The following is a 25,778-nucleotide window of genomic DNA, read 5'->3' as shown; positions in this document are numbered from 1 at the left end:
ATCACGGCTCCACGTCGTCGTGGAGCACCACGCGGGACAGCTCGAACGCGCCGCCCGGCAGCCGCCAGTAGTGCAGACGGCGGGCCGACGGCGAGTTGACCTGCAGCGCGACCCGCCAGCACTGCGCGCCGTCGTCGCGCTGCCGGGCCGGGTCGTCGCCTCCGGAGCCGGTCCGCAGGCGGTGCACCTGGAGCCCGTTCATCTCGGGGGCCAGGCCGGTCAGCACCATGACCACCGTCCACACCACCCGCTCCCGGCTGACGCCCTCGACGTCGGCCAGGGCCGCGAGGAACCGCGGGCCGAGCCGGTACGGGGCCAGCGGCCGCGTCGCCTTGTCGGCGGCGGGGATGGTCCGGGCCCACTCGGTGAGCACCTCGAACCGGAGCTGCTCCTCGTCGTCGAGGAAGTGGCGCTCCTCGGGCGGCTCGTCGCCCGCGTCGCCCAGCCGGCGGCGCAGCCGCGCGGCCTCCTGCCGCGCCTTGCGCAGCGCGGTCGCCTGCTGCTCGGCGCGCCGTTCCGCACGCTCCAGCCGCTCGGTCAGCTCGCCGACGCGCCCCAGCAGCCGGTCGACCTCCAGCTCGACCTGGTGCCGCTTGACCTTGTCGTCCAGCAGCTCCTTGGCCAGGGCCGCGGCCTTCGCCCTGGCCGCGTCGAGCGACAGGCTCAGGTCCCGGGCCGCCTTGCCCGGCGGCTCCGCCGGGGAGTCGCTCGCCAGGGCGGGCACGGTGGACGACGGCGGAGGCGACGGCAGCGTGTCCTGCCCGCCGGCGTGCCACGCGGCGACGTCGCCGGGGGTCGGCGCCCGCGGGCCACCCGCTTCCGGGGCCGGCGGGCCGGGTGGCGCGCCGCCCCGGCCGGGTCCGGGCGCCGGGCCGAACAGGTCGGCGGGCGTGGGCGGACCGTCGCGGTCCGTCGCGGCCCCGGCGAACCCGTCCGGCGCCGGATCCACGACGGGCGCGGGCAGCACCGCGAGCGGCTCGTCGTCCCGCGCAGGAGGGTCGGGTTCCAACCAGGGCGGGCCGCCCTCCAGCAGGGCGATCGCGGTGACGGGCTTGTCCTCGGACTCGTCGACGTCGTCGAGCCGCAGTGCCAGGCCGTCCAGCGGCGCGGGCACCCTGCGGGCGACCACCACCTCGCCCGGCGTGAACAGGTCGCCGAGCAGGTCCAGGTCGTTGCCGGTGATCTCCGCGCGGCGCACGCGGACCAGCACGCCGGGGGCGAGCGCGATGCGGACGGCGTGGTCCTCGACCGTCTCGACCCGGCCGAGCACCACCTGGCCCACGCGGTAGGCGGCGTGCACCGCCCGGCGCAGCGCGGCGGCGTCGGGCAGCATGCCGCGGACGTCGAGGAGCCGGCGGACCGGGTCGAGCACCCCCGCGACCCGCATCCCGGGCGCGAGCACGCGGGACAGGGGCACGTCGGGCAGCACGAGCTCCTCGGCGATGCTGGCCTGGCCGCCGCCGTCGGTGCTGACCAGGGCGCGCGATCCGAGCAGGCCGAGCACCGTGCCCTCGACGGGGGTCGCGTCCGGGGCGGAGCGGGCCGAGCCCACGATCCCCGCGCGCACCGCGAACCGCATGACGTCGCCGACGAGGCGGTCGTGCACGCGGGCGTCCTCGTCCGGGGAGTAGGCGAAGTGCAGCGGCGAGCGGCGCGGCTGGTGCACCCACTCCAGGTCGGTGCCGTAGACGCGGGAGGCACCGCCGTAGACCTGCGTGTCCGGCGGCATGCCCGACGAGAACGCCCAGGACACGTCGCCCGTGGGGATGACGACCACCTCGGCGAGCCCGTCGACGTCGTCGAGCACGCGCTGCGGGTCCACGAAGGGGGTGTCGTGCCCGGCGGGCGTCGAGATGACCACGACCGGCCGGTCGCGGCCCGGCCGCTGGAGGGCTGCGGCGAGCTCGCGCGCCTGGTCCTCGGAGGAGACGCGCCGAACTCGCGCGGGGACGCGTGCCTCCGTCATCGGCCCTCCTCACCTGTGGTGGTGACGCAGCGTACCGTTCCCACTGATCTTCATTGCAAAAGCATGGACCACGCTTCCGGCGTACCGGTGCCGGACGCGCTGGACCGTCGTCCTAGGATCGAGCCATGACCCTCGTCGACTCCCCCGACCTCGAGGCCCGCGTGCGTGACGCGCTGACCGGTGTGCTCGACCCAGAGATCCGGCGCCCCATCACCGACCTCGGCATGGTCCGGTCGGTGGCGGTGGCCGACGACGGGCACGTCGCCGTCGGCGTGGACCTCACCGTCGCGGGCTGTCCGATGAAGTCGACGCTGGTCAAGGACGTGACCGCGGCGGCGACGGCGGTGGACGGCGTGTCCGGTGTCGACGTCGAGCTGGGCGTGATGACGCCCGAGCAGCGCTCGTCGCTGCGGTCCATGCTGCGCGGCGGCGCGGGCGACCCGGTCATCCCGTTCTCGCAGCCGGGGTCGCTGACCAAGGTGTTCGCGGTGGCGTCCGGCAAGGGCGGCGTGGGCAAGTCGTCCGTGACGGCGAACCTGGCGGTGGCCCTGGCGGCGGACGGGCTGTCGGTCGGCGTGATCGACGCCGACATCTACGGCTTCTCCATCCCCCGCATGCTCGGCGTGGACCGTCAGCCGACCCGGGTGGACAACATGCTGCTGCCGCCCGTCGCGCACGGCGTCAAGGTGGTCTCGATCGGCATGTTCGTACCGGCGGGGCAGCCCGTGGTGTGGCGCGGCCCGATGCTGCACCGCGCGCTCGAGCAGTTCCTCGCGGACGTCTACTGGGGCGACCTCGACGTGCTGCTGCTCGACCTGCCGCCCGGCACCGGGGACATCGCGATCTCCGTGGCGCAGCTCCTCCCGTCGTCCGAGATCCTGGTGGTGACGACGCCGCAGGCGGCGGCCGCGGAGGTGGCCGAGCGCGCCGGGTCGGTGGCCACCCAGACGTCCCAGGGCGTGGTGGGCGTGGTCGAGAACATGTCGTGGCTCGAGCAGCCGGACGGCACCCGGCTGGAGGTCTTCGGCAGCGGCGGGGGCGAGCAGGTCTCGGCCCGGCTCACCGAGCTGGTGGGCACGGACGTGCCGCTGCTCGGCCAGGTGCCGCTCGACGTCGCGGTGCGCGAGGGTGGCGACAGCGGCACGCCCGTGGTGCTGACCGCGCCGGACTCGCCCGGGGCGGCGGTGCTGCGCGAGGTCGCGACGAGCCTGGCGCGGCGGCGGCGCGGCCTGGCCGGACGCAACCTGGGGCTCGCACCGGTCTGAGCGTCGGGCGGGCGCCCTGGGGCGAGTGGACGAAATTCCGGGTAGATGTACGGTAAAGCAGTCCGTGCCCCCGACGAAGGAACCCATGAGCATCCCGGCGACGACCGAGAGCCCGACCACCTCCGAGGACAACGACGCACCACCGAAGCACCATGCGGGGATCAACCCACCCGTGTTCTACGGGTCGGCAGCGCTGATCCTCGCGGTCGCCCTCGCGGCAATCGTCCGGCCCGCGGCCACCGAGCGGTACATCGGCGTGGTGGTCGCCTGGATCGCCGACTGGTTCGGCGCCTACTACGTCGTCGTGGCGGCGGCCTTCCTGGTCTTCGTCATCGGCGTCGCACTGTCCCGCACCGGGCGGATCAAGCTCGGCCCGGAGCAGGCCAAGCCCCAGTTCGGGCTGCTGACCTGGTCGGCGATGCTGTTCGCCGCCGGCATCGGCACCGACCTCATGTTCTTCTCCGTGGCGGAGCCCGCCACCCAGTACCTCGCGCCGCCCGTCGGCGAGGGCGGCACCGTCGAGGCCGCCCGGATGGCCATCGTCTGGACCCTCTTCCACTACGGCCTCATCGGCTGGGGCATGTACGCCCTCATGGGCATGGCCATCGCGTACTTCGCCTACCGCCGGAACATGCCGCTGAGCATCCGCTCGGCGCTGCACCCGCTGTTCGGTGACCGTGTGTGGGGCCGGCTGGGCGACGTCGTCGACGTCGCCGCCGTGATCGGCACGATCTTCGGGCTGGCGACCACGCTCGGCATCGGCGTCGAGATGCTCAACCGCGGCCTGGCCGAGCTGCTGGGCGCGCCCATCGGCGTCGGGGTGCAGGCCGCCCTGCTCGGCCTGGCCGTGGTGATGGCCACGCTGTCGGTCGTGTCCGGCGTGGCGCGCGGCGTGCGGCGGCTGTCCGAGCTCAACGTGGTGCTCGCCCTGCTGCTCGTGCTGTTCCTCGTGGTGACCGGCAGCACCACGTTCCTGTTCGACGCGCTGGTGATGAACCTCGGCGACTACCTGTCCCGGCTGCCCGGCATGACGCTGGACACGTTCGCGTTCGAGGCCCCGACCGACTGGCTGAACGCCTGGACGCTGTTCTTCTGGGCGTGGTGGGTCGCGTGGGCGCCGTTCGTGGGCCTGTTCCTCGCCCGCATCTCGCGCGGGCGCACCATCCGCCAGTTCGTGGTCGGCGTGCTGACCGTGCCGTTCGTGTTCATCCTGCTGTGGGTGTCCGTGTTCGGGAACAGCGCGCTGCAGTTCATCCGCGACGGCGGGGCGGAGGGCGCCGCGTTCGGCGACGCCGCGATGAACGACCCGGCGTCGGGCATCTTCGCGCTGCTCGAACGCTTCCCGGCCGCGCCGCTGACCATCGGCCTCGCGATCTTCGTGGGCCTGCTGTTCTACGTGACGTCCGCGGACTCCGGCGCCCTCGTGCTCTCCACGCTGACGTCGAAGCTGCACCGGGCGGGCGACGACGGGCCGGTCTGGCTGCGCGTCTTCTGGGCGGCCGCGACCGGCCTGCTCACCCTCGGCATGCTGATCGCGGGCGGCATCGCCACGCTCCAGTCCGGCACCATCATCATGGGCCTGCCGTTCTCGCTGGTCATGTTCGGCGTGATGTTCGCCCTGCACAAGGCGCTGCGCAGCGAGGGCCGCAAGCTCGACACGCTGCGGGTCGCGCTGCCGAACAGCCTCTCCGGACGCATCCAGCAGGGCGGCCCGCCGGGCGCGGGCTGGCGGCAACGGGTCGCGCGGCTCGTCTCGTTCCCCGGCAGACGCCAGACGCTGCGGTTCCTCGACCAGACGGTGCGCCCCGCCCTGGCCGAGGTCTCCGCCGAGCTCGCGGAACAGGGCATCACGACCGCGTGCAGCGAGACGCTCGCGGGCGACAGCGGCCTGCCCGCCCTCACGCTCACGGTCGAGCACGGCGACGAGGCCCCGTTCACCTACACGCTGTGGCCGCAGGCCCACCCCACGCCGACCTTCCGGATGAACACCTCCGACCAGGACGACACCTACTTCCGGGTCGAGGTGCTGCTCGCCGAGGGCACGCAGGGGTACGACGTCACCGGGTACGCCAAGGAGCAGCTCATCGCCGACGTGCTCGACCAGTACGAGCGGCACCTGCTCTTCCTCCACGCGAGCACCACGCCCGCCCACGAGACCGAGCAGATCGAGGCCTGAGCATGACCGCACCGAAGACCCTCTACATCGACGGCACCTGGACGGCGGCCGCCGCGGGCGGGACCCGCGAGATCCGCTGCCCCGCGGACGGTTCGCTGGTCGCGGAGGTCTCCGAGGCCGCCCCGGACGACACCGAGCGGGCGATCGCGGCGGCTCGGCGCGCGTTCGACTCCGGCCCGTGGCGTGACACCACCGGCCCGGACCGCGGCGAGCTGCTGCACCGGGTGGCCGACCTGCTCACCGAGCGCAAGGAGGACTTCGCGCTCGCCGAGTCCCGCGACACGGGCAAGCGGCTGGTCGAGAGCCGCATCGACATGGACGACTGCATCGCGTGCTTCCGCTGGTTCGCGAAGCTCGCGGGCGTGGACGCCGGACGCGTGGTCGACGCCGGGAGCGCCGACGTGCTCAGCCGCGTGGTGCACGAGCCGGTCGGGGTCTGCGCGCTCATCGCGCCGTGGAACTACCCGCTGCTGCAGGCGGTGTGGAAGGTGGCGCCCTGCCTGGCCGCGGGCAACACGTTCGTGCTCAAGCCGAGCGAGCTCACCCCGCACACCGCGATGCTGCTCATGGAGGTGCTCACGGACGCGGGTGTCCCCGCGGGCACGGCCAACCTCGTGCTCGGCGCGGGCCCGGAGGCGGGCGGCCCGCTCTCGACCCACCCGGACGTCGACCTGGTGTCGTTCACCGGCGGGCTCGTCACCGGGCGGGTCATCGCGGCCAACGCCGCGGCGACCGTGAAGAAGGTGGCCCTCGAGCTGGGCGGCAAGAACCCGAACGTCGTCTTCGCGGACGCCGACTTCGACGCCGCCGTCGACAACGCGCTCAACGCCGCGTTCGTCCACTCGGGTCAGGTGTGCTCCGCCGGGGCGCGCCTGCTCGTCGAGGAGTCGGTCCACGACCGCTTCGTCGACGAGCTCGTGCGGCGCGCCGAGCGGATCCGGCTCGGCGGCCCGTTCGACGAGGCGGCCGAGACCGGCCCGCTCATCTCCGCGGCCCACCGGGACAAGGTCACGGCGTACGTCGAGCAGGCGGTGGCCGACGGCGCCGTCGTCCGCTGCGGCGGGCGCTGGGGCGACGGCGAGCTGGAGGCCGGGTTCTACTACCTGCCCACCGTGCTCGACGGCGTCCGGCGGGGCACCCCGGCGGTCACCGACGAGGCCTTCGGACCGGTCGTCACCGTGGAGACGTTCCGGGGCGAGGACGAGGCCGTCGAGATCGCCAACGACACCATCTACGGCCTGGCCGGAGCGGTCTGGACGCAGGACGCCGGCAGGGCGCAGCGCGTGGCGAACCGGCTGCGGCACGGCACCATCTGGATCAACGACTACCACCCCTACCTGCCGCAGGCGGAGTGGGGCGGCTACGGCCAGTCGGGCTTCGGCCGGGAGCTCGGGCTGGCCGGGCTGGCCGAGTACCAGGAGTCCAAGCACGTCTACCAGAACCTGCGGCCCGCCGTGACCGGCTGGTTCGGGGGGTCCGACCACCTCGGAGGCACCGATGACTGAGCAGCCCGCGGCCCAGCCCGCCACCCCCACCGCCGACGCCACCTTCGACTACGTGGTGGTCGGCGGCGGGTCCGCCGGCGCCGCCGTCGCGGCACGGCTCAGCGAGGACCCGCAGGTCACGGTGGCCCTGATCGAGGCGGGCCCGTCCGACGTCGGCGACGACGCGATCCTGCGGCTCGACCGCTGGATGGGGCTCCTGGAGTCCGGCTACGACTGGGACTACCTCATCGAGCCGCAGGAGAAGGGCAACTCGTTCATGCGCCAGGCCCGCGCCAAGGTGCTGGGCGGGTGCTCGTCGCACAACTCGTGCATCGCGTTCTGGGCGCCGGCGGAGGACCTGGACCACTGGGCGGAGCTCGGCGCGGCCGGCTGGGGCGCCGCCGACTGCGTGCCGTACTACACCCGGCTGGAGAACAACGACCAGCCCGGCGAGCACCACGGCCACGACGGGCCTGTCCGCATCCGGCAGGTGCCGCCGTCCGACCCGTGCGGCGTGGCGGTGCTCGACGCGTGCGAGCAGGCGGGCATCCCGCGCGTCCGGTTCAACGACGGGTCCACCGTGGTCACCGGCGCGGGCTTCTTCCAGATCAACGCGCGGGAGGACGGCGTCCGCTCGTCGTCGTCCGTGAGCTACCTGCACCCCGTGCTGGACCGGCCCAACCTCACGATCCTCACCGAGCACCGCGCCAAGCGGCTCACGTTCGACGGCACGCGGTGCACCGGCGTCGAGGTGCTCGGCCCGGACCTCATCCACCACCGCACGTTCACCGCTCGTCACGAGGTGGTGCTATCGGCCGGAGCCATCGACTCCCCGAAGCTGCTCATGCTGTCGGGCATCGGGCCCGCCGGGCACCTCGCCGAGGTAGGGATCGAGGTGCTGGTGGACGCGCCCGGCGTCGGCTCCCACATGCAGGACCACCCCGAGGGCGTGATCCAGTGGGAGGCGAGGCAGCCCATGACCACCACGTCGACGCAATGGTGGGAGATCGGCATCTTCGCGGCGACGGAGCCCGGCCTGGACCGACCGGACCTGATGATGCACTACGGCTCGGTGCCGTTCGACATGCACACGGCCCGCCAGGGGTACCCGACCACAGAGAACGGGTTCTGCCTCACGCCGAACGTGACCCACGCGCGCTCGCGCGGCACGGTGCGGCTGCGGTCGCGCGACTTCCGGGACAAGCCCCGGGTGGACCCGCGCTACTTCACCGACCCGTACGACATGCAGGTGATGGTCAAGGGCATCCGGCTGGCGCGCGAGATCGTGGCCCAGCCCGCGATGCGCGAGTGGGCGGGCGCCGAGCTGTACCCGGGGCCCGACGTGCAGACCGACGACGAGATCGCCGACTACATCACCCGCACGCACAACACGGTCTACCACCCGACCGGCTCGGTCCGGATGGGTGCGCCCGACGACGGCGCCTCGCCGCTGGATCCCCGGCTGCGGGTCAAGGGGGTCACGGGGCTGCGTGTGGCCGACGCGTCGGTGATGCCGGAGATCACCTCGGTGAACCCGAACATCACCGTGATGATGATCGGCGAACGGTGCGCGGACTTCCTGAAGGAGGACCGGGCGGGGCTGGGCAGCTGATGCTCCAGCCTAGGAAACCGGGTTGCCGGACAGAAGGTTCTGCGTGAAGGCGCGTATCGCCTCGCGAAGCTTCGGGTCTGCTCGTCGGTCTGGCTCCTCGGTCTCGACAGCGATCAGGATCGCTTCGAGAGTCTCCCGCACGACCGTCTCGGGGTCGGGAACACCCCAGGCGCCGCCTTCCGCCGCGACATCCTCGGCAGTGATCGTCGCGTGCACATACTTCTTGTTCACAGCGAGCGCCAGCCGGCCATCGGTCGGGTGCTGCCGCAACGGCACGACGTCATAAGCAGGCGCGAGCGTCGTGGTCTGGTCCGGCCTGTGGATCAGAGAGATGTTCTTCGCGTGCATGTCGAGATTACCGATGGCGACGGCGAACGTCGTCATCCGGAGCAAGCGCGCCTGCGAGTCGTCGTCCGTCACCCGTGCGAGTACCTCTGCGACACGAGCCAGGCTCACTTTTCCGCCGTACTCTTGGTACTTCTGGTTCCCGACCGCACCGAGGGCCTGATTCATGTCCTCCTGATGGATCCGCATCTGCGGTGCGTCCGGCGACCGGTCATAGCGCTCGATCACCAGGCCGGGCCGTCCCGGGAAGTCCTCGACCCACGAGGCATGACTGGTCAATCCGGTTGCACGGGCAACACGCGTCCCGTACTCCTCGTCGTAGATCAGCGACGAGTGCTCGCGGGTCTCTGGCTTGACGATATGCGTGGACGGATAACCGTCGTGGACACGATGCCATTCGCCATCGACGCGCGCCAGCACGATCTTCTCTTGCACACCTGCGAGCGAGGATTTCCCGGACACGGGCGAGTTACCCAGCGGAGCGGAGCGAGTGTCCTGCAGCATCGCCCCGACCTCGTCGTGGGTCACGGCTGTGGCTCGCGGGGTCCGCGGCTCTCCGGGGAGGTCCGGGTCCCAGATCTGGACGGCGCCGGCGACGTCGCGACCGTAGTGAGCGAGGAATCCGACGACATCATGCTCGGCCACGCCCGCTCTGAGAGCCATGTCGGCGAGCATGTTCCCCTCAGGCAGCAGCTCCGTGAAGAAGACCCGGCGACGCCCTGCCTTGCCTCTGCTGTCCACCACGCTCAACGGTACGGACACCGAGAGCGCCGTCGATCCCAGGCGGAAGTGCTCGAAGGCCGCGGGGTCGGTGCGGAAGTCGAAGGCTCGATCACCCGATGAGTAGAGGTGTCCGACGAGGTGCCCGTACAGCTCCACGCGCAGCTCAGCCATCGACGCCATCCTTCGAGATGCCCTCCGGCAGCGGCAGGTCCGCATACAGTCGGACACCTGTAGCCTTGAGCATGGCGAACATTCGTGTCGTCAGAAGGCCAGGCTTCCCGCCTTCCATCTCCCAGACCCATTTCTGGCCGACACCGAGTTGTGCCGCCAGCTCGCGCTGGCTCAACCCCTTCACCAGCCGGCCCTGTTGCAGCGCGAACCCCAGCATCTCGGGGCTGTCGATCTCGGTGCGGATACTACGCACGACGCTCCTCCTGACATCGATATCGACTTCACTCTACGTGACTTCGATTTTGGCATCAAGGAATCCGACGTCAAGATCGAAGTCAAGGGTTCGGCATGACCACCCAGCACGTGACGCCGACAGCCTCAGCCCCGCACTGCCGCCAGCACCTCCTGCTCCTCCTCGCGCGTCAGACCCGTGACCGTCGCGTCCGGCGTGGCGCGCAGCCACGCGAGGGTGTCCCGGGTGGTCTCGGCGAACGGCCGGATCGTCAGCCCCGCGGCCAGCGACGACGTGACGTCGTGGGTCATGAAGCCGGCGTCGGCCAGGTCCGCCGCCCAGAGCGGGACCGACCGCGGACCCGACCACGGGCGCACGTCGTACTCCGCGAGCGCCTCCGGGGCGACGGGAACCAGCTCGGGGTCCGCCGCGGCGCCGTCGGCCACCTGCGCGAGCAGCTCCGACCGAGGCAGAGGCGGGCAGACGGCGTCGAAGTCGCCGGTGGTGCCCCGCTGGGCCGCCGTGACGATCCACTCCGCGAGGTCGCGGACGTCGACGAGCTGGACCGGGCCGTTCACCGGCTCCGGGACGAGGACGGGGAGGCCGTCCGTGGCGGCCTGCACGAACCGGGCGGGCCAGTAGGCGAACCGGCCGCTGGGGTCGCCGGGGCCGACGATGAGGCCGGGCCGGATCACGAGCGCCGCCGCGGCACCCGCTCGCACCAGGTTCTCGCACGCCACCTTCATGGCGCCGTAGGTCTCGGGGCCGGACGCCGGGTCCTCGTCGGTCTCGACGGGGTCGAGCAGGGGCAGCGTCGCGGGGGTGCCGCCCTGCACGGCGGAGTCCGCGTAGACGTTGACCGTGGACACGAACGTCCAGTGCGCGTCCGGGAAGGCACCCACGGCGCGGCGCACGTGCGACGGGATGCGGGAGACGTCGACGACGGCGTCGAACTCGGCGTCCGCCAGCTCCGGGGGTACCTGCTCCGCGCGGTCCCAGTGCACGAGCGTCGCGCCGTCGGGCACGGTGCCGCTCAGGCCGCGGGCCGCGCACGTGACATCGTGCCCATGGGCGACGGCGGCAGCGGCGACCGCCCGGGAGAGGAAGACCGTTCCACCGAGAACCAGGATGCGCATGAGCCCACCGAACCGCATCACGGGCGGCGGGGCACGCGAATCTGCTCCTGGCGAAGGGGCGGTGGGGCGTCGGGTGTTCGGTCGGGCGATTGGCATCGTTGAGTTCGGTCGGTTGCGCGATCGGCGCGCCTGAGTTCGGTCGCTCGCGCGATCGGCGCCGCTGAGCTCGGTCCGTTGCGCGATGGGCACCGCTGAGTTCGGTCGCTGGCGCGATCGGCGCCGCTGAGCTCGGTCAGTTGCGCGATCGGCACCGCCGACTTCGGTCGCTCGTGCGATCGGCGCCGCTGAGCTCGGTCCGTTGCGCGATCGGCATCGCCGACTTCGGTCGGTTGCCTCGAGATCGGTCGTTCGATGGACCGATCTCGAGGCAAGTGACCGAACTCAGCAACTGGGCGAGGCAAGTGACCGAACTCAGCGACTGAGCGAGGCAAGTGACCGAACTCAGCGACTGAGCGAGGCAAGTGACCGAGCTCAGGGGCCCAGGACGACCAAGCGACCAAACCCAGCGACCAGGCAAGTGACCGAGCTCTGCCACGGGGCCAGCCACGCGACCGAACCCCGCGACAGGACCACCAGCCCCCCACCGTGGGGAAGCGCATTCCCACACGCGCACAAACGACCTAGGGTGGTCGTCTACCCCGTGAAAGGACTCTCCATGCCCAAGACCTCGACCTTCGTGCCCGGACCGCGGTTCGACGGGTGGCTGCCCGGTGTCGACCGGATCGCCTACGGCGGCGACTACAACCCGGAGCAGTGGCCCGAGGAGGTCTGGGCCGAGGACGTCCGGCTGATGAACGAGGCGGGCGTGAACCTGGTCAGCCTCGGCATCTTCAGCTGGGCGCTGCTGGAGCCGCGCGAGGGCGAGTTCGACTTCGGCTGGCTCGACCGCGTGATCGGTCTGCTGCACGAGGGCGGCATCCGGATCCTGCTCGCGACGCCGACGGCGGCGCCGCCCGCCTGGCTGTACGCGAAGCACCCCGACGCCCGGGTGGTCGACCGGGACGGCACGTCGATGGGGCCGGGCGGCCGAGGGCTGCTGGCGCCCACCGCGCCCGCCTACCGGGAGGCGGCCCTGCGCATCACGCGGGCCCTCGCCGAGCGGTACGGCGACCACCCGGCGCTGGCCGGGTGGCACGTGCACAACGAGTACGGGGCGCCGGTCATGTTCGACTACTCGGTGCACGCCCAGCGCGCGTTCCGCGTCTGGCTCCGCGCGCGGTACGGCACGCTCGACGCCCTGAACGCCGCCTGGGGCACCGCCTTCTGGGGCCAGCACTACGCGGACTGGGAGCACGTCCAGGTCCCCGCCGCCACGACGACGCCCGCGAACCCCGCGCAGCAGCTCGACTTCGCGCGGTTCTCCGACGCCGCGCTGCGCGAGTGCTTCGTGGCCGAGCGCGACGCCGTCCGCGAGCACTCCTCCGTGCCGGTCACCACCAACTTCATGGCCACCATCTGCCCGTGGACCGACCTGTTCGCGTGGGCGAAGGAGGTCGACGTCGTCGCCAACGACCACTACCTGTGGGCCGCCGACCCGCGTGGCTACGTCGGGCTGTCGATGGCGGCCGACCTGACGCGCTCGGTCGCCGGCGGCAAGCCCTGGATCCTGATGGAGCACTCGACCTCCGCCGTGAACTGGCAGGAGCGCAACGTCGCCAAGGGTCCCGGCGAGATGGCGCGCAACTCGCTCGCGCACCTGGCCCGCGGCGCGGACGGGATCATGTTCTTCCAGTGGCGCGCCTCCCGGTCCGGCGCGGAGAAGTTCCACTCCGCGATGCTGCCGCACGCCGGCACGGGGTCCCGGGTATGGCGCGAGGTCACGGAGCTCGGCGCGAACCTGGGCCGGCTCACCGAGCTGCGCGGCTCGCGCGTGCACGCGGACGTGGCCCTCGTGTGGGACGACGAGTCGTTCTGGGCGCAGGGCCTCGAGTACCGGCCGAGCGCGGACGCGCAGCCCCGGGAGCGGGTCGACGCCTTCTACGACCGGCTCTGGCGCGACGGCCACACCGTCGACCTGGTCAAGCCCGGGCAGGACCTGTCCGGCTACAAGCTGGTCGTCGCCCCGGCCTCGTACCTGCTCTCCACCGCCGACGCCGCCAACCTCACCGCGTACGTCGAGGCGGGCGGCACGCTGCTGGTCAGCTACTTCAGCGGCATCGTCGACGAGCACGACGCCGTGCACCCGGGTGGCTTCATGGCCCCGCTGCGCGACGCCCTCGGTGTGTGGGTCGAGGAGTTCCTGCCGCTGCGCGCGCAGGAGTCGCTCACGGTCGCGTACCGTGCGGGCGCCGCGGGGGCGGGCGCAGCGAGCACGGACACGGTCGACCTGACGGGCACGGTGTGGGCGGACGACCTGGTCCTGGCCGGTGCCGAGCCCGTCGGCACCTACACGGACGGCCCCAAGCCGGGCGGCGCCGCGATCACCCGGCACCGGCACGGCGCCGGCACCGGCTGGTACGTCTCCACCAACCTCGACGTCGAGACGCTGGCCACGGTCATGGCCGACGTGTACGCCGGGGCGGGGCTGGCGCCGTCGCGCACCGTGGAGGGGCTCGAGGTGGTGCGCCGCACGAGCGACGACGCCGTGCAGTACACCGTGGCGATCAACCACACGGACGACGACGCGACTCTGCCGCTGGAGGGTGCCACCACCGACCTGCTCACCGGCGCCGCGCTCACGGGCGACGTCCCGGTCCCCGCCGGGGGCGTCCGCGTGCTGCGCAGCCGTCCGTAGCGTGGAGCGGCGCGAACCCGCCCCGCCGGGCGAGAGACAATGTCCCCCATGACTGAACCGCAGTGGCTGGAGGCCTGGAGCGCCGAGGAGGGCGCCCGCCGGGTCGACGAGCTCTTCACCCGATCGTTCGACGGCTCGCCCGAGGGCGTCTGGTCCGCCCCCGGCCGGGTCAACCTCATCGGCGAGCACACGGACTACAACGCCGGCCTCTGCCTGCCGACGGCGCTGCCGCACCGCACGTACATCGCGCTGCGGCCGCGCGAGGACGACCGGGTGCGCCTGGTGTCGGCGCAGGCCGAGGGCGTGTGGGAGGCGAACCTGTCCGACGTCGCCCCCGGCACGGTGACCGACTGGGGCGCCTACGTCGCGGGCGTCGCCTGGGCCCTGGGACAGGCCGGCTACAAGGTGGGCGGGTTCGACGCCGCGGTCGACTCGTGCGTGCCCTTCGGGGCGGGGCTGAGCTCGTCGGCGGCGCTCGAGGCCTCGGTCGCCGTCGCGCTCGACGCGGTGGCCGGCCTCGGCCTCGCTGCGTCGGACGCCGGCCGCGCCGAGCTGGTCGACGCCAGCCGGCTGGCCGAGAACGAGATCGCCGGCGCGCCGACGGGCGGGCTGGACCAGTCGGCGTCGCTGCGGTGCCGCGAGGGCCACGCGCTGCTCCTCGACTTCCGGCCGGGGCTCAAGCCCCTGGAGTCGGGCGTGCCGGTGCCGTTCGACCTGGCCACGGCGGGGCTCACGCTCCTCGTGGTCGACACCCGGGCCGAGCACTCCCACGTCTCCGGCGAGTACGGGGCGCGGCGCGAGGCCTGCGAACGGGCGGCGGCGCTGCTCGGGCTGGAGTCCCTGCGCGAGATCGCCCCGACGCTCGGTGGCGTCGGCCTCGACCGCGCGCTCGCCGAGCTGGAGCCGCACGACCCCGACGGCGTGCTGCGCCGACGGGTGCGCCACGTCGTCTCCGAGATCGACCGCACCGCGCGGTTCGCCGACCTGGTGCGCGAGGGCCGCGCGGCCGACGTCGGCCCGTTCATGCTCGCCTCGCACGCCTCGCTGCGCGACGACTACGAGGTCTCGTGCCGCGAGCTCGACCTCGTCGTGGACACCGCCGTGGCGGCGGGTGCGCTCGGCGCGCGCATGACCGGCGGCGGCTTCGGCGGCAGCGCGATCGCCCTGGTCCGCCTCTCCGACGTCGACGCCGTCGCCCGGGCCGTCGCGAACGCCTTCGCCGACGCCGACCTCACGGCGCCCGCGTTCCTGCTGGCCCCGCCGTCGGCGCCGGCGGCCTGACCACGGAGCGTCCCAGGACCCCGGTGCGGCACGACCTCGCCGGGGTCCCGGCGCGCTACAGCTCGTACGTGGCCACCACCGGGGCGTGGTCGCTCCAGCGCTCCGCGTAGGTGGGCGCGCGGTCGACCTCGATCTTGCGGCAGGCGGCGGCGAGGGCCTGGTTGGCGAGCTGGTAGTCGATGCGCCACCCGGAGTCGTTGTCGAACGCCTTGCCGCGCCACGACCACCACGTGTACGGGCCGGGCCCGTCACCCGCATGGACCCGGCCGAGGTCGGCCCAGCCGTGCTCGTCGAGCCAGCGCGTCACGTAGGCACGCTCCTCGGGCAGGAAGCCGGCGCTCTTGAGGTTGCCCTTCCAGTTCTTGATGTCGGCGTTCTGGTGCGCGATGTTGAGGTCGCCCGCCACCACGCTCGGCGTCGGCGAGAGGGCGAGCTCGGCCAGGCGGGCCGTCACCTTCTCCAGGTAGGCGTACTTGGCCACCATCGTGTGCTCCTCGCCCGGGTTGGTGGACCCCGAGTGCAGGTACGTCGACACGACCGTCAGCGCGCCGCCGTCCGGCAGCGTGAGGTCGGCCTCGATCCACCGGCCGGTGTCGGTGGCGGGCTCGGCGCCGGCTGCCGGGGCGTAGGCCGCGAGGCCGGTCCGGACCTCGCCGAGCGGCAGCCGCGACGCGACGAGCACGCCCGCGCGCCCCTTGTTCTCGCTCTCCGCGTGGGCCACGTGCCAGCCGTCGAGCAGCTCGCGAGCGACCTTGTCGGGCGCGCGGACCTCCTGCAGCAGCAGGATGTCGGGCGTGCGGGTCTCGATCCAGGCGTGCATACCGCGGCGGACGGCCGCGCGGATCCCGTTGACGTTGGCGGTGGCGACGATCAGAGGCACCCCGGAAGACTACGTGCCGCCTCTGACACGCGATGCGCGAGCCGCCCCCGGCGGGTGATCCACGACCGTGCTCTTGCTCACACGTGCGGCATGCAATATATTGCATGCACGATGCGTTACGCGGGGGGAACGACGAAGACACCAGGTCTTCCGAGCAGGAAACCGATCCGAGGAGAGAGCATCATGAACACCACCGCCACCAAGCAGACCATCGTCCTGGTCCACGGCGCGTACGCCGACTCGTCGAGCTGGAACGGCTCGATCTCGGCCCTCCGCCAGGCCGGTCACCGCGTGATCGCCGTCGCCAACCCGCTCCGCGACCTGGAGCAGGACGCCCAGTACCTGCGCGACGTGCTGAAGACCATCGACGGCCCGGTCGTCCTCGCCGGCCACTCCTACGGCGGGCACGTGATGAGCCACGCCGCCGAGGGCAACCCGAACGTGACCGCCCTGGTCTACGTCGCGAGCTTCCTCGCGGAGCCGGGCGAGAGCCTGGTCGACCTGGTCGAGAAGTTCCCGGGCGCCAAGCTCGGTGGTGCCGCGCAGCCCTTCCCGTACACGACGCCCGACGGCGAGACCGCCACCGAGCTGTACATCGACCCGGAGCAGTTCCACGAGCTGTTCGCGGGCGACGTCGACGCCACGACGGCGGAGCACATGGCGGCCACGCAGCGGCCCCTCGGGCTCGTGGCCTTCGAGGCGCAGGCCAGCACCGCCGCCTGGAAGTCCATCCCGTCGTGGGTGCTCTCGGCGACCCAGGACCTCGCGATCCCGGCCGAGCTCTCCCGCTTCATGGCCGAGCGCGCGGGCGCCACGCTCGTCGAGGTCGACGCCTCGCACGCCGTGACCGTGTCCCGGCCCGAGGCCGTCACGAACGTGATCCTCGAGGCCGCACGCTCCACCGCCCGCTGACCCGGTCCGCCGGTCCCGGCGCACCCCGCGGTGCGTGACGGGACCGGCGGCGGCCGTTCCGGCGGCTCTGCGAGAGAAGATCCGATGGACACGATCATCCCCTTCGGCATCCCGCTGTGGGCCGAGCTCGCGGCGGTCGCCCTGGGCGCGCTGCAGGGCGCGCTCTTCGCCGGTGCGCTCACCGGCCGTCGCATCGACGTGCTGGGCGCTGTGCTCGTCGGCATCGGCGTGGCGCTCGGCGGGAGCCTGTTGCGCGACGTGCTGCTCGGCGAACCGCCCGTGGTCATCTACGGCCCGTGGTACGTGCTCGTCGCGGCGGTCTCGGCCCTGGCCGGGCTGTCCCTGCAGCGGCTGTTCGCCCGCCTCGACCCCGTCATCCTCCCGTTGGACGCCCTCGTCATCGGCCTCTTCGGCGCGATCGGCACGTCGAAGGCCCTCGCGCTCGGGGTACCGCCCGTCCCGGCGGTGTTCGTCGGCGCGGCGGCGGCCGTCGGCGGCTCGGTGCTGCGCGACGTGACCCTCAACCTCCCCGTCGCCCTGCTGCACGTCGGGTCGCTCTACGCGGTCGCGGCGGCCGGCGGGGCGGCCCTGCTCGTGGCCCTGGTCGCGCTCGGCGTGCCCGTGCTGGGCGCCGCCGTCGCCGCGGTGGTGGTCACCACCGTGGTGCGGCTGCTCGCCGTCCGCTACGGGTGGCAGTTCCCGGACCAGCAGGCGCTCGTCGTGCGGCGCCGCCCGCGCTGAGCGTGACCCCGTCCGGCCTACGCGGCGCCGTCGTGGGCGGCCTGCAGGGCGGCGACGTCAATCTTGCCCATCGTCAGCATCGCCTGCATGGTGGCCACCTCGGCCGGGGTGGAGTACGAGCCGAGAAGCTGCTCCATCTCCTTCGGGATCACCTGCCAGGACACCCCGAACCTGTCCTTGCACCAGCCGCACGGTCCGGGCGCGCCGCCGTCCGCGGTCAGCAGGTCCCAGTAGTGGTCCACCTGCTCCTGGCCCTCGACCAGGAGGTAGAACGAGAAGGCGTCGTCGAGCATGAGGGACGGCCCGGCGCTCAGCCCGACCACCGGCTGGCCCGCCACCGTGAACTCGACCACGAAGTCGACGCCGGGTTCGACGCCCGGCACCCCCTCCGGAGCCTGCACCGCGCGCTCGACGGACGAGTTCGGGATGTGCTCGGCGTAGAACGCCGCGGCCTCGGCGGCCTTGTTGTTCCCGAACCAGAGATGCGGTCGTACGGTCACCATGACGTCCTCCACGGAAGAGATCTGCACTGACCCCGGGTAGACGCCGCTCCCCCGCCGAACTCATCGGCGCACGGAGAAAAGGTCGCACCCCCGGTACCGAGAGAGCGACCTTTCCTCCGTGGGACGGCCGTACTACGCCAGCGCGCGCTCCGCCGACTCGACCACGTTGGCCAGCAGCATCGCCCGCGTCATCGGGCCGACGCCACCGGGGTTGGGCGACACCCAGCCCGCGACCTCGGCGGCCTCCGGCGACACGTCGCCGACCACGCGCGACTTCCCCGTCTCCGGGTCGGTCTCGCGGGAGACGCCGACGTCGATCAGCACGGCGCCCGGCTTGACCATGTCGCCGGTCACGATGCCCTTGACCCCGGCCGCCGCCACGACGACGTCGGCCCGCCGCACCAGGGACGCGAGGTCCTGCGTGCCCGTGTGCGTCAGGGTGACCGTCGCGTTGACGGCGCGGCGCGTGAGCAGCAGGCCGATCGGACGGCCCACGGTGACGCCGCGGCCCAGCACGACGATCTCCTTGCCCGCGAGCTTGATGCCGTGCCGCTCCACCAGCTCGATGATGCCGCGCGGGGTGCAGGGCAGCGAGGACGTGATGTCCTCGTTGACCCGCAGCACCAGGCGCCCGAGGTTGGTGGGGTGCAGGCCGTCGGCGTCCTTGTCGGGGTCGACGAGCTCCAGCACACGGTTGGTGTCGATGCCCTTCGGCAGGGGGAGCTGCACGATGTACCCGGTGCAGGCCGGGTCCTCGTTGAGGCGGCGGACCGCCGCCTCGATGTCCTCCTGCGTGGCGTCGCCCGGGAGGTCCTCCCGGATCGACGCGATGCCCACCTCGGCGCAGTCGCGGTGCTTGCCCGCGACGTACCACTGCGAGCCCGGGTCGTCACCGACGAGCAGGGTGCCGAGGCCCGGCACGACGCCGCGCTCGCGCAGCGCCGTGACCCGGTCCTTCAGCTCCGTCTTGATCGCGGCGGCGGTGGCCTTCCCGTCCAGGATCTGTGCGGTCATCGGTTCAGAGCCCCGGGTAGAGCGGGAACTGCTCGGTCAGCTTCGCGACCCGCGCCGACAGGGCGTCGAGGTCCGTCGAGGCGCCGTCGCGCAGAGCCGTCGCGATGATGTCGGCGACCTCGGCGAACTCCGTGTCACCGAACCCGCGCGTGGCCAGCGCGGGCGTACCGATGCGCAGGCCCGACGTGACGCGCGGCGGGCGTGGGTCGAACGGGACGGCGTTGCGGTTCACGGTGATCCCGGCGTCGTGCAGGAGGTCCTCCGCCTGCTGACCGTCGAGCTGCGAGCTGCGCAGGTCCACGAGCACCAGGTGCACGTCCGTGCCGCCGGTGAGCACCGAGACGCCCGCCTGGGCGACGTCCGGCTGCGACAGGCGGTCGGCGATGATCGACGCGCCCCGGAGCGTGCGCTCCTGGCGGTCGCGGAACGACTCCGACGCGGCGACCTTGAAGGAGACGGCCTTCGCGGCGATCACGTGCATGAGCGGGCCGCCCTGCTGGCCCGGGAACACGGCGGAGTCGATCTTCTTGGCGTGCTCCGCCGTGGAGAGGATGAACCCGGAGCGCGGCCCGCCGATCGTCTTGTGCACCGTGGAGGAGACGACGTCGGCGTGCGGCACCGGCGACGGGTGCAGGCCAGCGGCCACCAGGCCGGCGAAGTGCGCCATGTCCACCCAGAGCTTGGCGCCGACCTCGTCCGCGACCTCGCGGAACGCTGCGAAGTCGAGGTGGCGCGGGTAGGCGGACCAGCCCGCGATGATGACGTCGGGGCGGTGCTCCAGCGCCTTCTTGCGCACCTCGTCCATCTCGATGCGGTAGGACTGCGGGTCGACGCCGTACGCGCCGACGTCGTACAGCTTGCCGCTGAAGTTGATCCGCATGCCGTGCGTGAGGTGACCGCCGTGGGCCAGCTCCAGGCCGAGGATCTTGTCGCCCGCGTTGATGAGGGCGTGCAGCACCGCGGCGTTCGCCTGGGCGCCGGAGTGCGGCTGGACGTTGGCGTGCTCGGCGCCGAACAGGTCCTTGGCGCGGGCGATCGCGAGGTTCTCCGCGATGTCCACCTGCTCGCAGCCGCCGTAGTAGCGGCGGCCCGGGTAGCCCTCCGCGTACTTGTTGGTCAGCACCGAGCCCTGCGCCTCCAGGACGGCGCGCGGCACGAAGTTCTCGGACGCGATCATCTCGAGCGTGTCGCGCTGGCGGGTCAGCTCACCGTCCAGGACGGCGGCGATCTCGGGGTCGAGCTCGGCGAGCGGGGTCGCGAGCGGGTCGGGAGTCGATGCGCTCATAGCTCCTCGATTCATGCGGGACGGGGATGTGTCGGACGGCGGTGGAGGGCACACGCGCCGCGACACGACTGCCCGGGCGCGCACCTCTACAGGGTGACCCGGGGCCCAGGCGAACGACCCGTCGTCGGCATGACTCGTCGCTCCCCGGTGGTGACCCACCTGACGCCAGTTGCGACCCGACGATCGTAGCAGCGGCGGAACTCACCCGTGCGCGACGGCCGATAACTTTCGACGGGGCCGCCGGAGGCGCAAGATCTCGCCGAAAGTACCTGAGACCCTTTTGCGATTCACCCCGACGTCGCTAATGTGCCGACATGCCCTCCCCCGTGTCACCGGACGCAGGCGTTCCGGAACACCAGCCAGACCAGCGTCGCCAGCAGGGCCGCCCCCGGACCGGCGGACTCCACCGGCAGGAACCGAACGGCCCGCCGCCCGGCCGGCCGCAGTCGGGGCAGTACCCGTCGGCCCAGTTCCCGTCCGGGCAGTTCCCGTCCGGGCAGTTCCCCGCGGGCAGCCGGCAGTCCGGCCAGTTCCCGTCCGTGCAGCCTCCGGGCCAGCCGCAGTCCGGGCCGTTCGCCACCGGGCAGCCACAGTCCGGGCCGTTCCCCGCGCCACCCGGCGGTGCGCCGCCGTCCGACCCTCGTCCCTCGCCCGGGCGCGGCGACGGCCGCGGCAGGCGGGCGACCCCGCGCGACTGGGTCTGGTCCGTGGTGGCGTTCGTGGTCGCGGCGGTCGTGATCGGCGCCGTCGGCTTCCAGTTCTTCGGCCCCGACGGCGCTGAGGAGGCCCCCGGCGCGGTCTGGGCGGTCGACTCGTGCGCCGGCCCCGACCCGACGGCACAGGACACCGGCGCCGCCACGGACACCTACCGGCCGCTCACCTGCGACGACCAGGAGGCCACCGTCACGGTGCTCGACATCCAGGACGCCGTCTCCGTGGCCCAGGTGCACTGCCCCGCCGGCACCGACGTCGTCTTCCAGAAGGACGGCCAGGCCGGCGGCGACACCCAGGCCGTGTGCGCGCGCAACCTGTCCGACGAGCACCCCGGCGACCCGGGCAGGGGCGGCGGGCAGCTCGTGGTGCACGACTGCGTCGACGGCGACGGCGCGGAGGTCGCGTGCTCGGCGGACGGCGCACGCAAGGTCACCGGCCTGATGGTCGGCGGCGTGCAGTGCCCCGAGGGCACCGCCGACAAGCTCGAGCTCGGCTTCGACGCCTTCCGCAGCTACGAGACGATCTGCCTCGCCGGGTAGCCGGACGGCAGGGCCGGCCCGCCCGGCGGGTCAGCCCTGCCGGGGCGCGGGCTGCGCGCCGGCCGCGCCGAGCACGCGCCGCAGGTAGGTGTAGGTCAGGTCACCCGCGGCCTTGTCGTACTGCTCCTCGTACCCGTGCTTCGTGTACATGGCGAGGTTCTGCTTCGAGTCCTTGCCGGTGAAGACCCAGATCTCGGTGGTCTGCTCGGGCAGGAACGGCAGCACCGCGAAGAGCATCTCCGTGCCGATGCCCCGGCCCTGCTTGTCCGGGGCCACGGCGAGCCGGCCGAGCGTGGCCTTCTCGCCCTCGATCTCGACGCGCACCGAACCGATCATCCGGTGGCCCTCCCAGGCACCGATCGTCACGACGTCGTCCCGCGCCAGGTCCTCCCGCAGCTCGGCGAGGGTCTGGGTCAGCGGCGGGATGTTCGGGTCGTCGTACAGCTGGGCCTCGGTCACGAACGCGGCGCGCCGCAGCGTGAGGAGCTCGCCCGCGTGGTCGTCCTCGACCAGCGCGATCGTCGTCGTGGAGTTGCTCATGGAGCCCATCCTTCCAGAGGTGACGCGCCCAGGTCGACGAAGACCGCGCCCCGGGTGCGGACTCGATGTCAGTGGTCCGGCGTAGGTTCGGCTTATGAGCGGCACGAGGCCTCGGTGGCCGGACGGATCGGACGTACAGGTCGACGTGCGCCCCGCCGTCGGCCGGTACGACGACTTCTACGAGGTGGTGGGCGTCAAGAAACCGGGCGGCGGGGGCTGCTGGTGCATGTCCTACCGGGACAGCCGGGTCACCAACGAGGACCGGCCGGGCTACATGCGGGCCCTGTGCGCCACCGAGCCGGGACCGGGTGTGCTGGCCTACGTGGACGACGTCGTGGCGGGCTGGTGCTCGATCGCGCCCCGGTCGACCTACCGACGCCTCATGCACTCGCGCACCATCCCGTTCGTGGACGAGCGGGACGCGTGGGTGGCCGTGTGCTTCGTGGTCCGCGCGGGCTTCCGGAAGCACGGCCTCATGCACCACCTCCTGGCCGGTGCCGTGGAGCACGCGCGGGCGCACGGGGCCGAGGTCGTCGAGGGTTACCCGGCCGACACGGGACCGGACCGCGTCGACGTGATCAGCGGCTACGTGGGCACCGTGCGGATGTTCGAGCAGGCCGGCTTCGAGCGCGCGGCCGAGACGGCGGGCGTGAGCGGCGGACGACGGCGCTGGGTCATGCGCAAGGAGCTCGGCCAGCAGCACGGACAGGGCCGAGCCGGACCCGCCGGGCCGGGTTAGCCTGACCGCGTGAACGACGCCCCGCGCCCCGCCACCCACTGGATCCTGACCCTGTCCTGCCCGGACCAGCCGGGAATCGTGCACGCGGTGGCCGGCATGCTCGCGGAGCACGGCGGCAACATCACCGAGTCGCAGCAGTTCGGCGACCCGGCGTCGGGCCTGTTCTTCATGCGCGTCCAGGCCGAGTCGACGGCGTCGCGCGAAGAGCTCACGGGCGCCATGGACCAGGTGGCCGGGCGGTTCGGCATGACGTGGACGCTCGACGTCGTCGGCCGCCGCATCCCGACGCTGATCATGGTGTCCAAGGCCGCGCACTGCCTCGTCGACCTGCTCTACCGCGAGCGGTCGCAGCGCATGCCCGTCGACGTGGTGGGCGTGGTGGGCAACCACCGCGACCTGGAGGACATCGCCACCTTCTACGGCAAGCCGTTCCACCACGTACCCGTCACCCGGGACACCAAGGCGGAGGCGGAGGCGACGCTCCGCGGGCTGGTCGAGGAGTCCGGCGCGGAGCTCGTGGTGCTGGCCCGCTACATGCAGATCCTGTCCGACGAGCTGTGCCGCGACCTCAGCGGGCAGATCATCAACATCCACCACTCGTTCCTGCCGTCGTTCAAGGGCGCGGGGCCCTACCGGCAGGCGCACGACCGCGGCGTGAAGATCATCGGCGCCACGTCGCACTACGTCACGGGCGACCTCGACGAGGGCCCGATCATCGAGCAGGACGTCGAGCGCGTGGACCACTCCCGCACCGTGGAGGACCTGGTGGGCATCGGGGAGGACGTCGAGCGGCGCACCCTGGCCCGCGCCGTCCGCTGGCACGCGGAGCGCCGCGTCCTCCTGGACGGCCGCCGCACGGTCGTCTTCCGCTGACCCCGCGCCGGCCCCCGCCCCGCGCGCCCGCGCCGACGTCCGCGCCGACCCAGCGATTGTGCCCAGATCCGGGGGTGGATCTGGGCACAATCGCTGGGTGGGCGCGGACGCGGGGCGGGGCTAGCCGGGCGGAACCAGCCCGGGGTGTCAGCCCTTGACCGCGCCCGCCAGGGCGAACGCCGAGCCGCTGATGCGGTTGACCAGCACGTACAGGCCGAGCACCGGCGCGGCGTAGAGCAGCGAGTACGCCGCGAGCTGCCCGTAGGCCACCGAGCCGTACTGCCCGAAGAACGCGAAGATGCTCACGGCCGCCGGCTGCTTCTCCGGCGAGAGCAGCAGCACGAACGGGACGAAGAAGTTCCCCCAGGCCTGCACGAACACGAAGATGAACACCACCGCGATGCCCGGCCGCATGAGCGGCAGGACGATGCGCCGCAGGGCCTGCATGGCCGAGGCGCCCTCGGTCCACGCCGCCTCCTCGAGGGAGATCGGCACGGAGTCCATGAAGTTCTTCGTCATCCAGATGGCCATCGGCAACGACGTCGCCGCCATGAAGAAGATGGTTCCCGGCAGCGAGTCCAGCAGGTTGAGCTGCACGAACAGCGCGTACACCGGCACCATGATCGCCGTGATCGGCAGGCAGGTGCCGAACAGCACCGAGTACAGGAAGTACTTGCCGAACCGCATCCGGTACCGCGACAGCGGGTAGGCCGCCAGCACCGAGACGACGACGGTGATCGCCGCCGACCCCGCCGACAGCACGAACGCGTTCCACAGCGGCAGCCAGGTCAGCTCCGGCGTCATGATCGCCGAGAAGTTGTCGACGGTCACGGCGTCGGGCAGGCCGAAGGAGAGGGTCGCCTCCGCGTCCAGGGACGCGACGACGATCCACGCCATCGGCAGCAGGAAGCTCACGGCGATCACGAGGAGCACCAGGTTCGCCGCCACCTTGGTGGCCGTGATGCGCGGGCCGGCCAGGGGGCCGACCGCCCCGCGACGGGTCCCCTCGACCGGGGCGGCAGTCATCGTGTCCGTCATCAGTCCACCTCCGGTCGGAGCGCGCGGATGTAGATCACGGAGAAGATCCCGCCCACGACGATCATCACCGTCGCGATGGCCGTGCCGTAGCCGACCTGCGCGAACTTGAACGCTTCCTGGTAGGCGAGGATGGGCAGCGTCGAGCTGTCCGTCCCCGGCCCGCCACCGGTCATCACGTAGATCAGCGTGAACACCGACAGGGTCTGCAGCGTGGTGAGCATCAGGTTGGTCGAGATGCTCCGCCGGATCACCGGCAACGTCACCCACGTGAGCCGCTGCAGCCCGTTCGCGCCGTCGAGCTGCGCCGCCTCCGTCAGCTCGGGCGGCACCTCCGCGAGCGCGGCGGAGTAGACCATCATCGAGAAGGCGGTGCCGCGCCAGATGTTGGCGAGGATCACCGCGAGCATCGGTGTGGAGTAGAGCCAGTCGGGCCCGGTGACGCCGATGCCGGCGAGCAGCGTGTTGAGCGTGCCCTCGGAGTGGAAGAACGCGTACGCCGCGAAGGCCGCGACGATCTCGGGCAGCACCCAGGCGGCCACCACCACGGTCGAGGCGATGGACCGCACCGGCTTGACCGCCGAGCGCAGCAGCCCGGCCAGCGCGATGCCCATCACGTTCTGGCCCACCACGGCGGAGAGGAACACGAACACGACGGTGAGCCACAGCGACTTCGGGAAGTCGGGGTCGCCGACGAGCGCGACGTAGTTGTCGAACCCGATCCACTCGGGGTTCAGGGCGGCGGGCCCGGTGAGGGCCGCGTTCGTGAACGAGCCGTAGAAGGACCAGACCACCGGTCCGAGCATGAAGAGCGCGAGCAGGACGACCGCGGGCGCGAGCGGGACCACCCGCGCCACGCGGCGGGACGTGACAGCCAT

Annotated in this window: 22 protein-coding genes and 1 riboswitch; of the genes, 11 read left to right on the top strand and 11 right to left on the bottom strand. The window is 72.4% G+C overall.

Annotation, left to right across the window (positions count from 1 at the left end; all coding sequences use genetic code 11):
• Position 1 precedes the first annotated feature (1 nt).
• Positions 2-1,966, bottom strand: coding sequence for a hypothetical protein (locus tag APR03_RS11695; protein ID WP_253835855.1), 1,965 nt, complete (start codon positions 1,964-1,966; stop codon positions 2-4).
• Between the two features lie 125 nt (positions 1,967-2,091).
• Here APR03_RS11695 and APR03_RS11690 point away from each other — a divergent pair, with 125 nt between their 5' ends.
• The 4 genes from APR03_RS11690 to APR03_RS11675 all read left to right on the top strand — a co-directional run bounded on the left by APR03_RS11690 (position 2,092) and on the right by APR03_RS11675 (position 8,503).
• Positions 2,092-3,231: an Mrp/NBP35 family ATP-binding protein gene (locus tag APR03_RS11690; protein WP_253835854.1), complete on the top strand. Its 1,140-nt coding sequence runs from the start codon at positions 2,092-2,094 to the stop codon at positions 3,229-3,231.
• An 85-nt stretch (positions 3,232-3,316) separates the two neighbouring features.
• Positions 3,317-5,407, top strand: coding sequence for a choline BCCT transporter BetT (gene betT / locus APR03_RS11685; RefSeq protein WP_253835852.1), 2,091 nt, complete (start codon positions 3,317-3,319; stop codon positions 5,405-5,407).
• A 2-nt stretch (positions 5,408-5,409) separates the two neighbouring features.
• Complete coding sequence (locus tag APR03_RS11680) at positions 5,410-6,912, top strand: aldehyde dehydrogenase family protein (protein ID WP_253835850.1); 1,503 nt, start codon at positions 5,410-5,412, stop codon at positions 6,910-6,912.
• Positions 6,905-8,503, top strand: coding sequence for a GMC family oxidoreductase (locus tag APR03_RS11675; RefSeq protein ID WP_253835848.1), 1,599 nt, complete (start codon positions 6,905-6,907; stop codon positions 8,501-8,503). The genes APR03_RS11680 and APR03_RS11675 overlap by 8 nt, the downstream gene beginning before the upstream one ends.
• A gap of 9 nt (positions 8,504-8,512) precedes the next feature.
• Here APR03_RS11675 and APR03_RS11670 read toward each other — a convergent pair whose 3' ends face one another.
• From APR03_RS11670 to APR03_RS11660, 3 genes are all read right to left on the bottom strand, one after another.
• On the bottom strand, positions 8,513-9,742 hold the full coding sequence (locus APR03_RS11670) for a type II toxin-antitoxin system HipA family toxin (protein WP_253835847.1): 1,230 nt from the start codon (positions 9,740-9,742) through the stop codon (positions 8,513-8,515).
• Positions 9,735-9,995: a helix-turn-helix domain-containing protein gene (locus tag APR03_RS11665; RefSeq protein ID WP_253835844.1), complete on the bottom strand. Its 261-nt coding sequence runs from the start codon at positions 9,993-9,995 to the stop codon at positions 9,735-9,737. Before APR03_RS11665 ends, APR03_RS11670 begins: the two co-directional genes overlap by 8 nt.
• A gap of 125 nt (positions 9,996-10,120) precedes the next feature.
• Positions 10,121-11,110 (bottom strand): NAD-dependent epimerase/dehydratase family protein, encoded by a 990-nt coding sequence (locus tag APR03_RS11660; RefSeq protein WP_253835842.1) that lies wholly within the window; start codon positions 11,108-11,110, stop codon positions 10,121-10,123.
• A gap of 655 nt (positions 11,111-11,765) precedes the next feature.
• On the opposite strand from APR03_RS11660, the gene APR03_RS11655 reads away from it, so the two are divergent.
• A complete protein-coding gene (locus APR03_RS11655) occupies positions 11,766-13,844 on the top strand; it encodes a beta-galactosidase (protein ID WP_253835840.1) in 2,079 nt (692 codons plus the stop codon).
• Positions 13,845-13,892: 48 nt separating this feature from the next.
• Complete coding sequence (gene galK / locus APR03_RS11650) at positions 13,893-15,125, top strand: galactokinase (protein ID WP_253835838.1); 1,233 nt, start codon at positions 13,893-13,895, stop codon at positions 15,123-15,125.
• Positions 15,126-15,180: 55 nt separating this feature from the next.
• Here galK and APR03_RS11645 read toward each other — a convergent pair whose 3' ends face one another.
• The gene (locus APR03_RS11645) at positions 15,181-16,005 is read right to left on the bottom strand and encodes an exodeoxyribonuclease III (RefSeq protein WP_253835836.1); all 825 of its coding nucleotides are present in this window, start codon (positions 16,003-16,005) and stop codon (positions 15,181-15,183) included.
• 183 nt (positions 16,006-16,188) lie between these two features.
• Here APR03_RS11645 and APR03_RS11640 point away from each other — a divergent pair, with 183 nt between their 5' ends.
• Together APR03_RS11640 and APR03_RS11635 are read left to right on the top strand one after the other, a co-directional pair.
• Complete coding sequence (locus tag APR03_RS11640; RefSeq protein WP_253835835.1) at positions 16,189-16,917, top strand: alpha/beta fold hydrolase; 729 nt, start codon at positions 16,189-16,191, stop codon at positions 16,915-16,917.
• 84 nt (positions 16,918-17,001) lie between these two features.
• Positions 17,002-17,658, top strand: coding sequence for a trimeric intracellular cation channel family protein (locus APR03_RS11635; protein ID WP_253835833.1), 657 nt, complete (start codon positions 17,002-17,004; stop codon positions 17,656-17,658).
• A gap of 17 nt (positions 17,659-17,675) precedes the next feature.
• On the opposite strand, the gene APR03_RS11630 is transcribed toward APR03_RS11635, so the two are convergent.
• From APR03_RS11630 to glyA, 3 genes are all read right to left on the bottom strand, one after another.
• Positions 17,676-18,161 carry a VOC family protein gene (locus APR03_RS11630; protein ID WP_253835830.1) on the bottom strand — a complete coding sequence of 162 codons (486 nt, stop codon included), beginning with the start codon at positions 18,159-18,161 and terminating at the stop codon, positions 17,676-17,678.
• A gap of 132 nt (positions 18,162-18,293) precedes the next feature.
• On the bottom strand, positions 18,294-19,175 hold the full coding sequence (locus APR03_RS11625; RefSeq protein WP_253835828.1) for a bifunctional methylenetetrahydrofolate dehydrogenase/methenyltetrahydrofolate cyclohydrolase: 882 nt from the start codon (positions 19,173-19,175) through the stop codon (positions 18,294-18,296).
• Between the two features lie 4 nt (positions 19,176-19,179).
• Complete coding sequence (gene glyA, locus APR03_RS11620; RefSeq protein ID WP_253835826.1) at positions 19,180-20,460, bottom strand: serine hydroxymethyltransferase; 1,281 nt, start codon at positions 20,458-20,460, stop codon at positions 19,180-19,182.
• Positions 20,461-20,556: 96 nt separating this feature from the next.
• A riboswitch (ZMP/ZTP riboswitch) is annotated at positions 20,557-20,643 on the bottom strand.
• A gap of 131 nt (positions 20,644-20,774) precedes the next feature.
• Between glyA and APR03_RS11615 the strand changes: the two genes are divergently transcribed.
• Positions 20,775-21,713, top strand: a complete 939-nt coding sequence (locus APR03_RS11615; protein WP_253835824.1) for a hypothetical protein — start codon at positions 20,775-20,777, stop codon at positions 21,711-21,713.
• Between the two features lie 30 nt (positions 21,714-21,743).
• On the opposite strand, the gene APR03_RS11610 is transcribed toward APR03_RS11615, so the two are convergent.
• Positions 21,744-22,253 (bottom strand): GNAT family N-acetyltransferase, encoded by a 510-nt coding sequence (locus APR03_RS11610; protein ID WP_253835823.1) that lies wholly within the window; start codon positions 22,251-22,253, stop codon positions 21,744-21,746.
• 94 nt (positions 22,254-22,347) lie between these two features.
• Between APR03_RS11610 and APR03_RS11605 the strand changes: the two genes are divergently transcribed.
• Together APR03_RS11605 and purU are read left to right on the top strand one after the other, a co-directional pair.
• Entirely contained in the window at positions 22,348-22,992 is a 645-nt protein-coding gene (locus tag APR03_RS11605) for a GNAT family N-acetyltransferase (protein WP_253835821.1), read from the top strand.
• Positions 22,993-23,001: 9 nt separating this feature from the next.
• Positions 23,002-23,865, top strand: a complete 864-nt coding sequence (gene purU, locus APR03_RS11600) for a formyltetrahydrofolate deformylase (protein ID WP_253835819.1) — start codon at positions 23,002-23,004, stop codon at positions 23,863-23,865.
• A 147-nt stretch (positions 23,866-24,012) separates the two neighbouring features.
• Here the strand turns inward: purU and APR03_RS11595 are convergent, their stop codons facing one another.
• Positions 24,013-24,903 carry a carbohydrate ABC transporter permease gene (locus tag APR03_RS11595; RefSeq protein ID WP_253835817.1) on the bottom strand — a complete coding sequence of 297 codons (891 nt, stop codon included), beginning with the start codon at positions 24,901-24,903 and terminating at the stop codon, positions 24,013-24,015.
• On the bottom strand, positions 24,903-25,778 hold the full coding sequence (locus APR03_RS11590) for a carbohydrate ABC transporter permease (RefSeq protein WP_253835816.1): 876 nt from the start codon (positions 25,776-25,778) through the stop codon (positions 24,903-24,905). Before APR03_RS11590 ends, APR03_RS11595 begins: the two co-directional genes overlap by 1 nt.

Source organism: Promicromonospora thailandica (genome assembly GCF_024171955.1).
Classification (GTDB): Bacteria; Actinomycetota; Actinomycetes; order Actinomycetales; family Cellulomonadaceae; genus Promicromonospora; species Promicromonospora thailandica.
The sequence above is the reverse complement of the archived record's forward strand: the minus strand, read 5'-3'. Positions and strand labels throughout refer to the sequence as shown.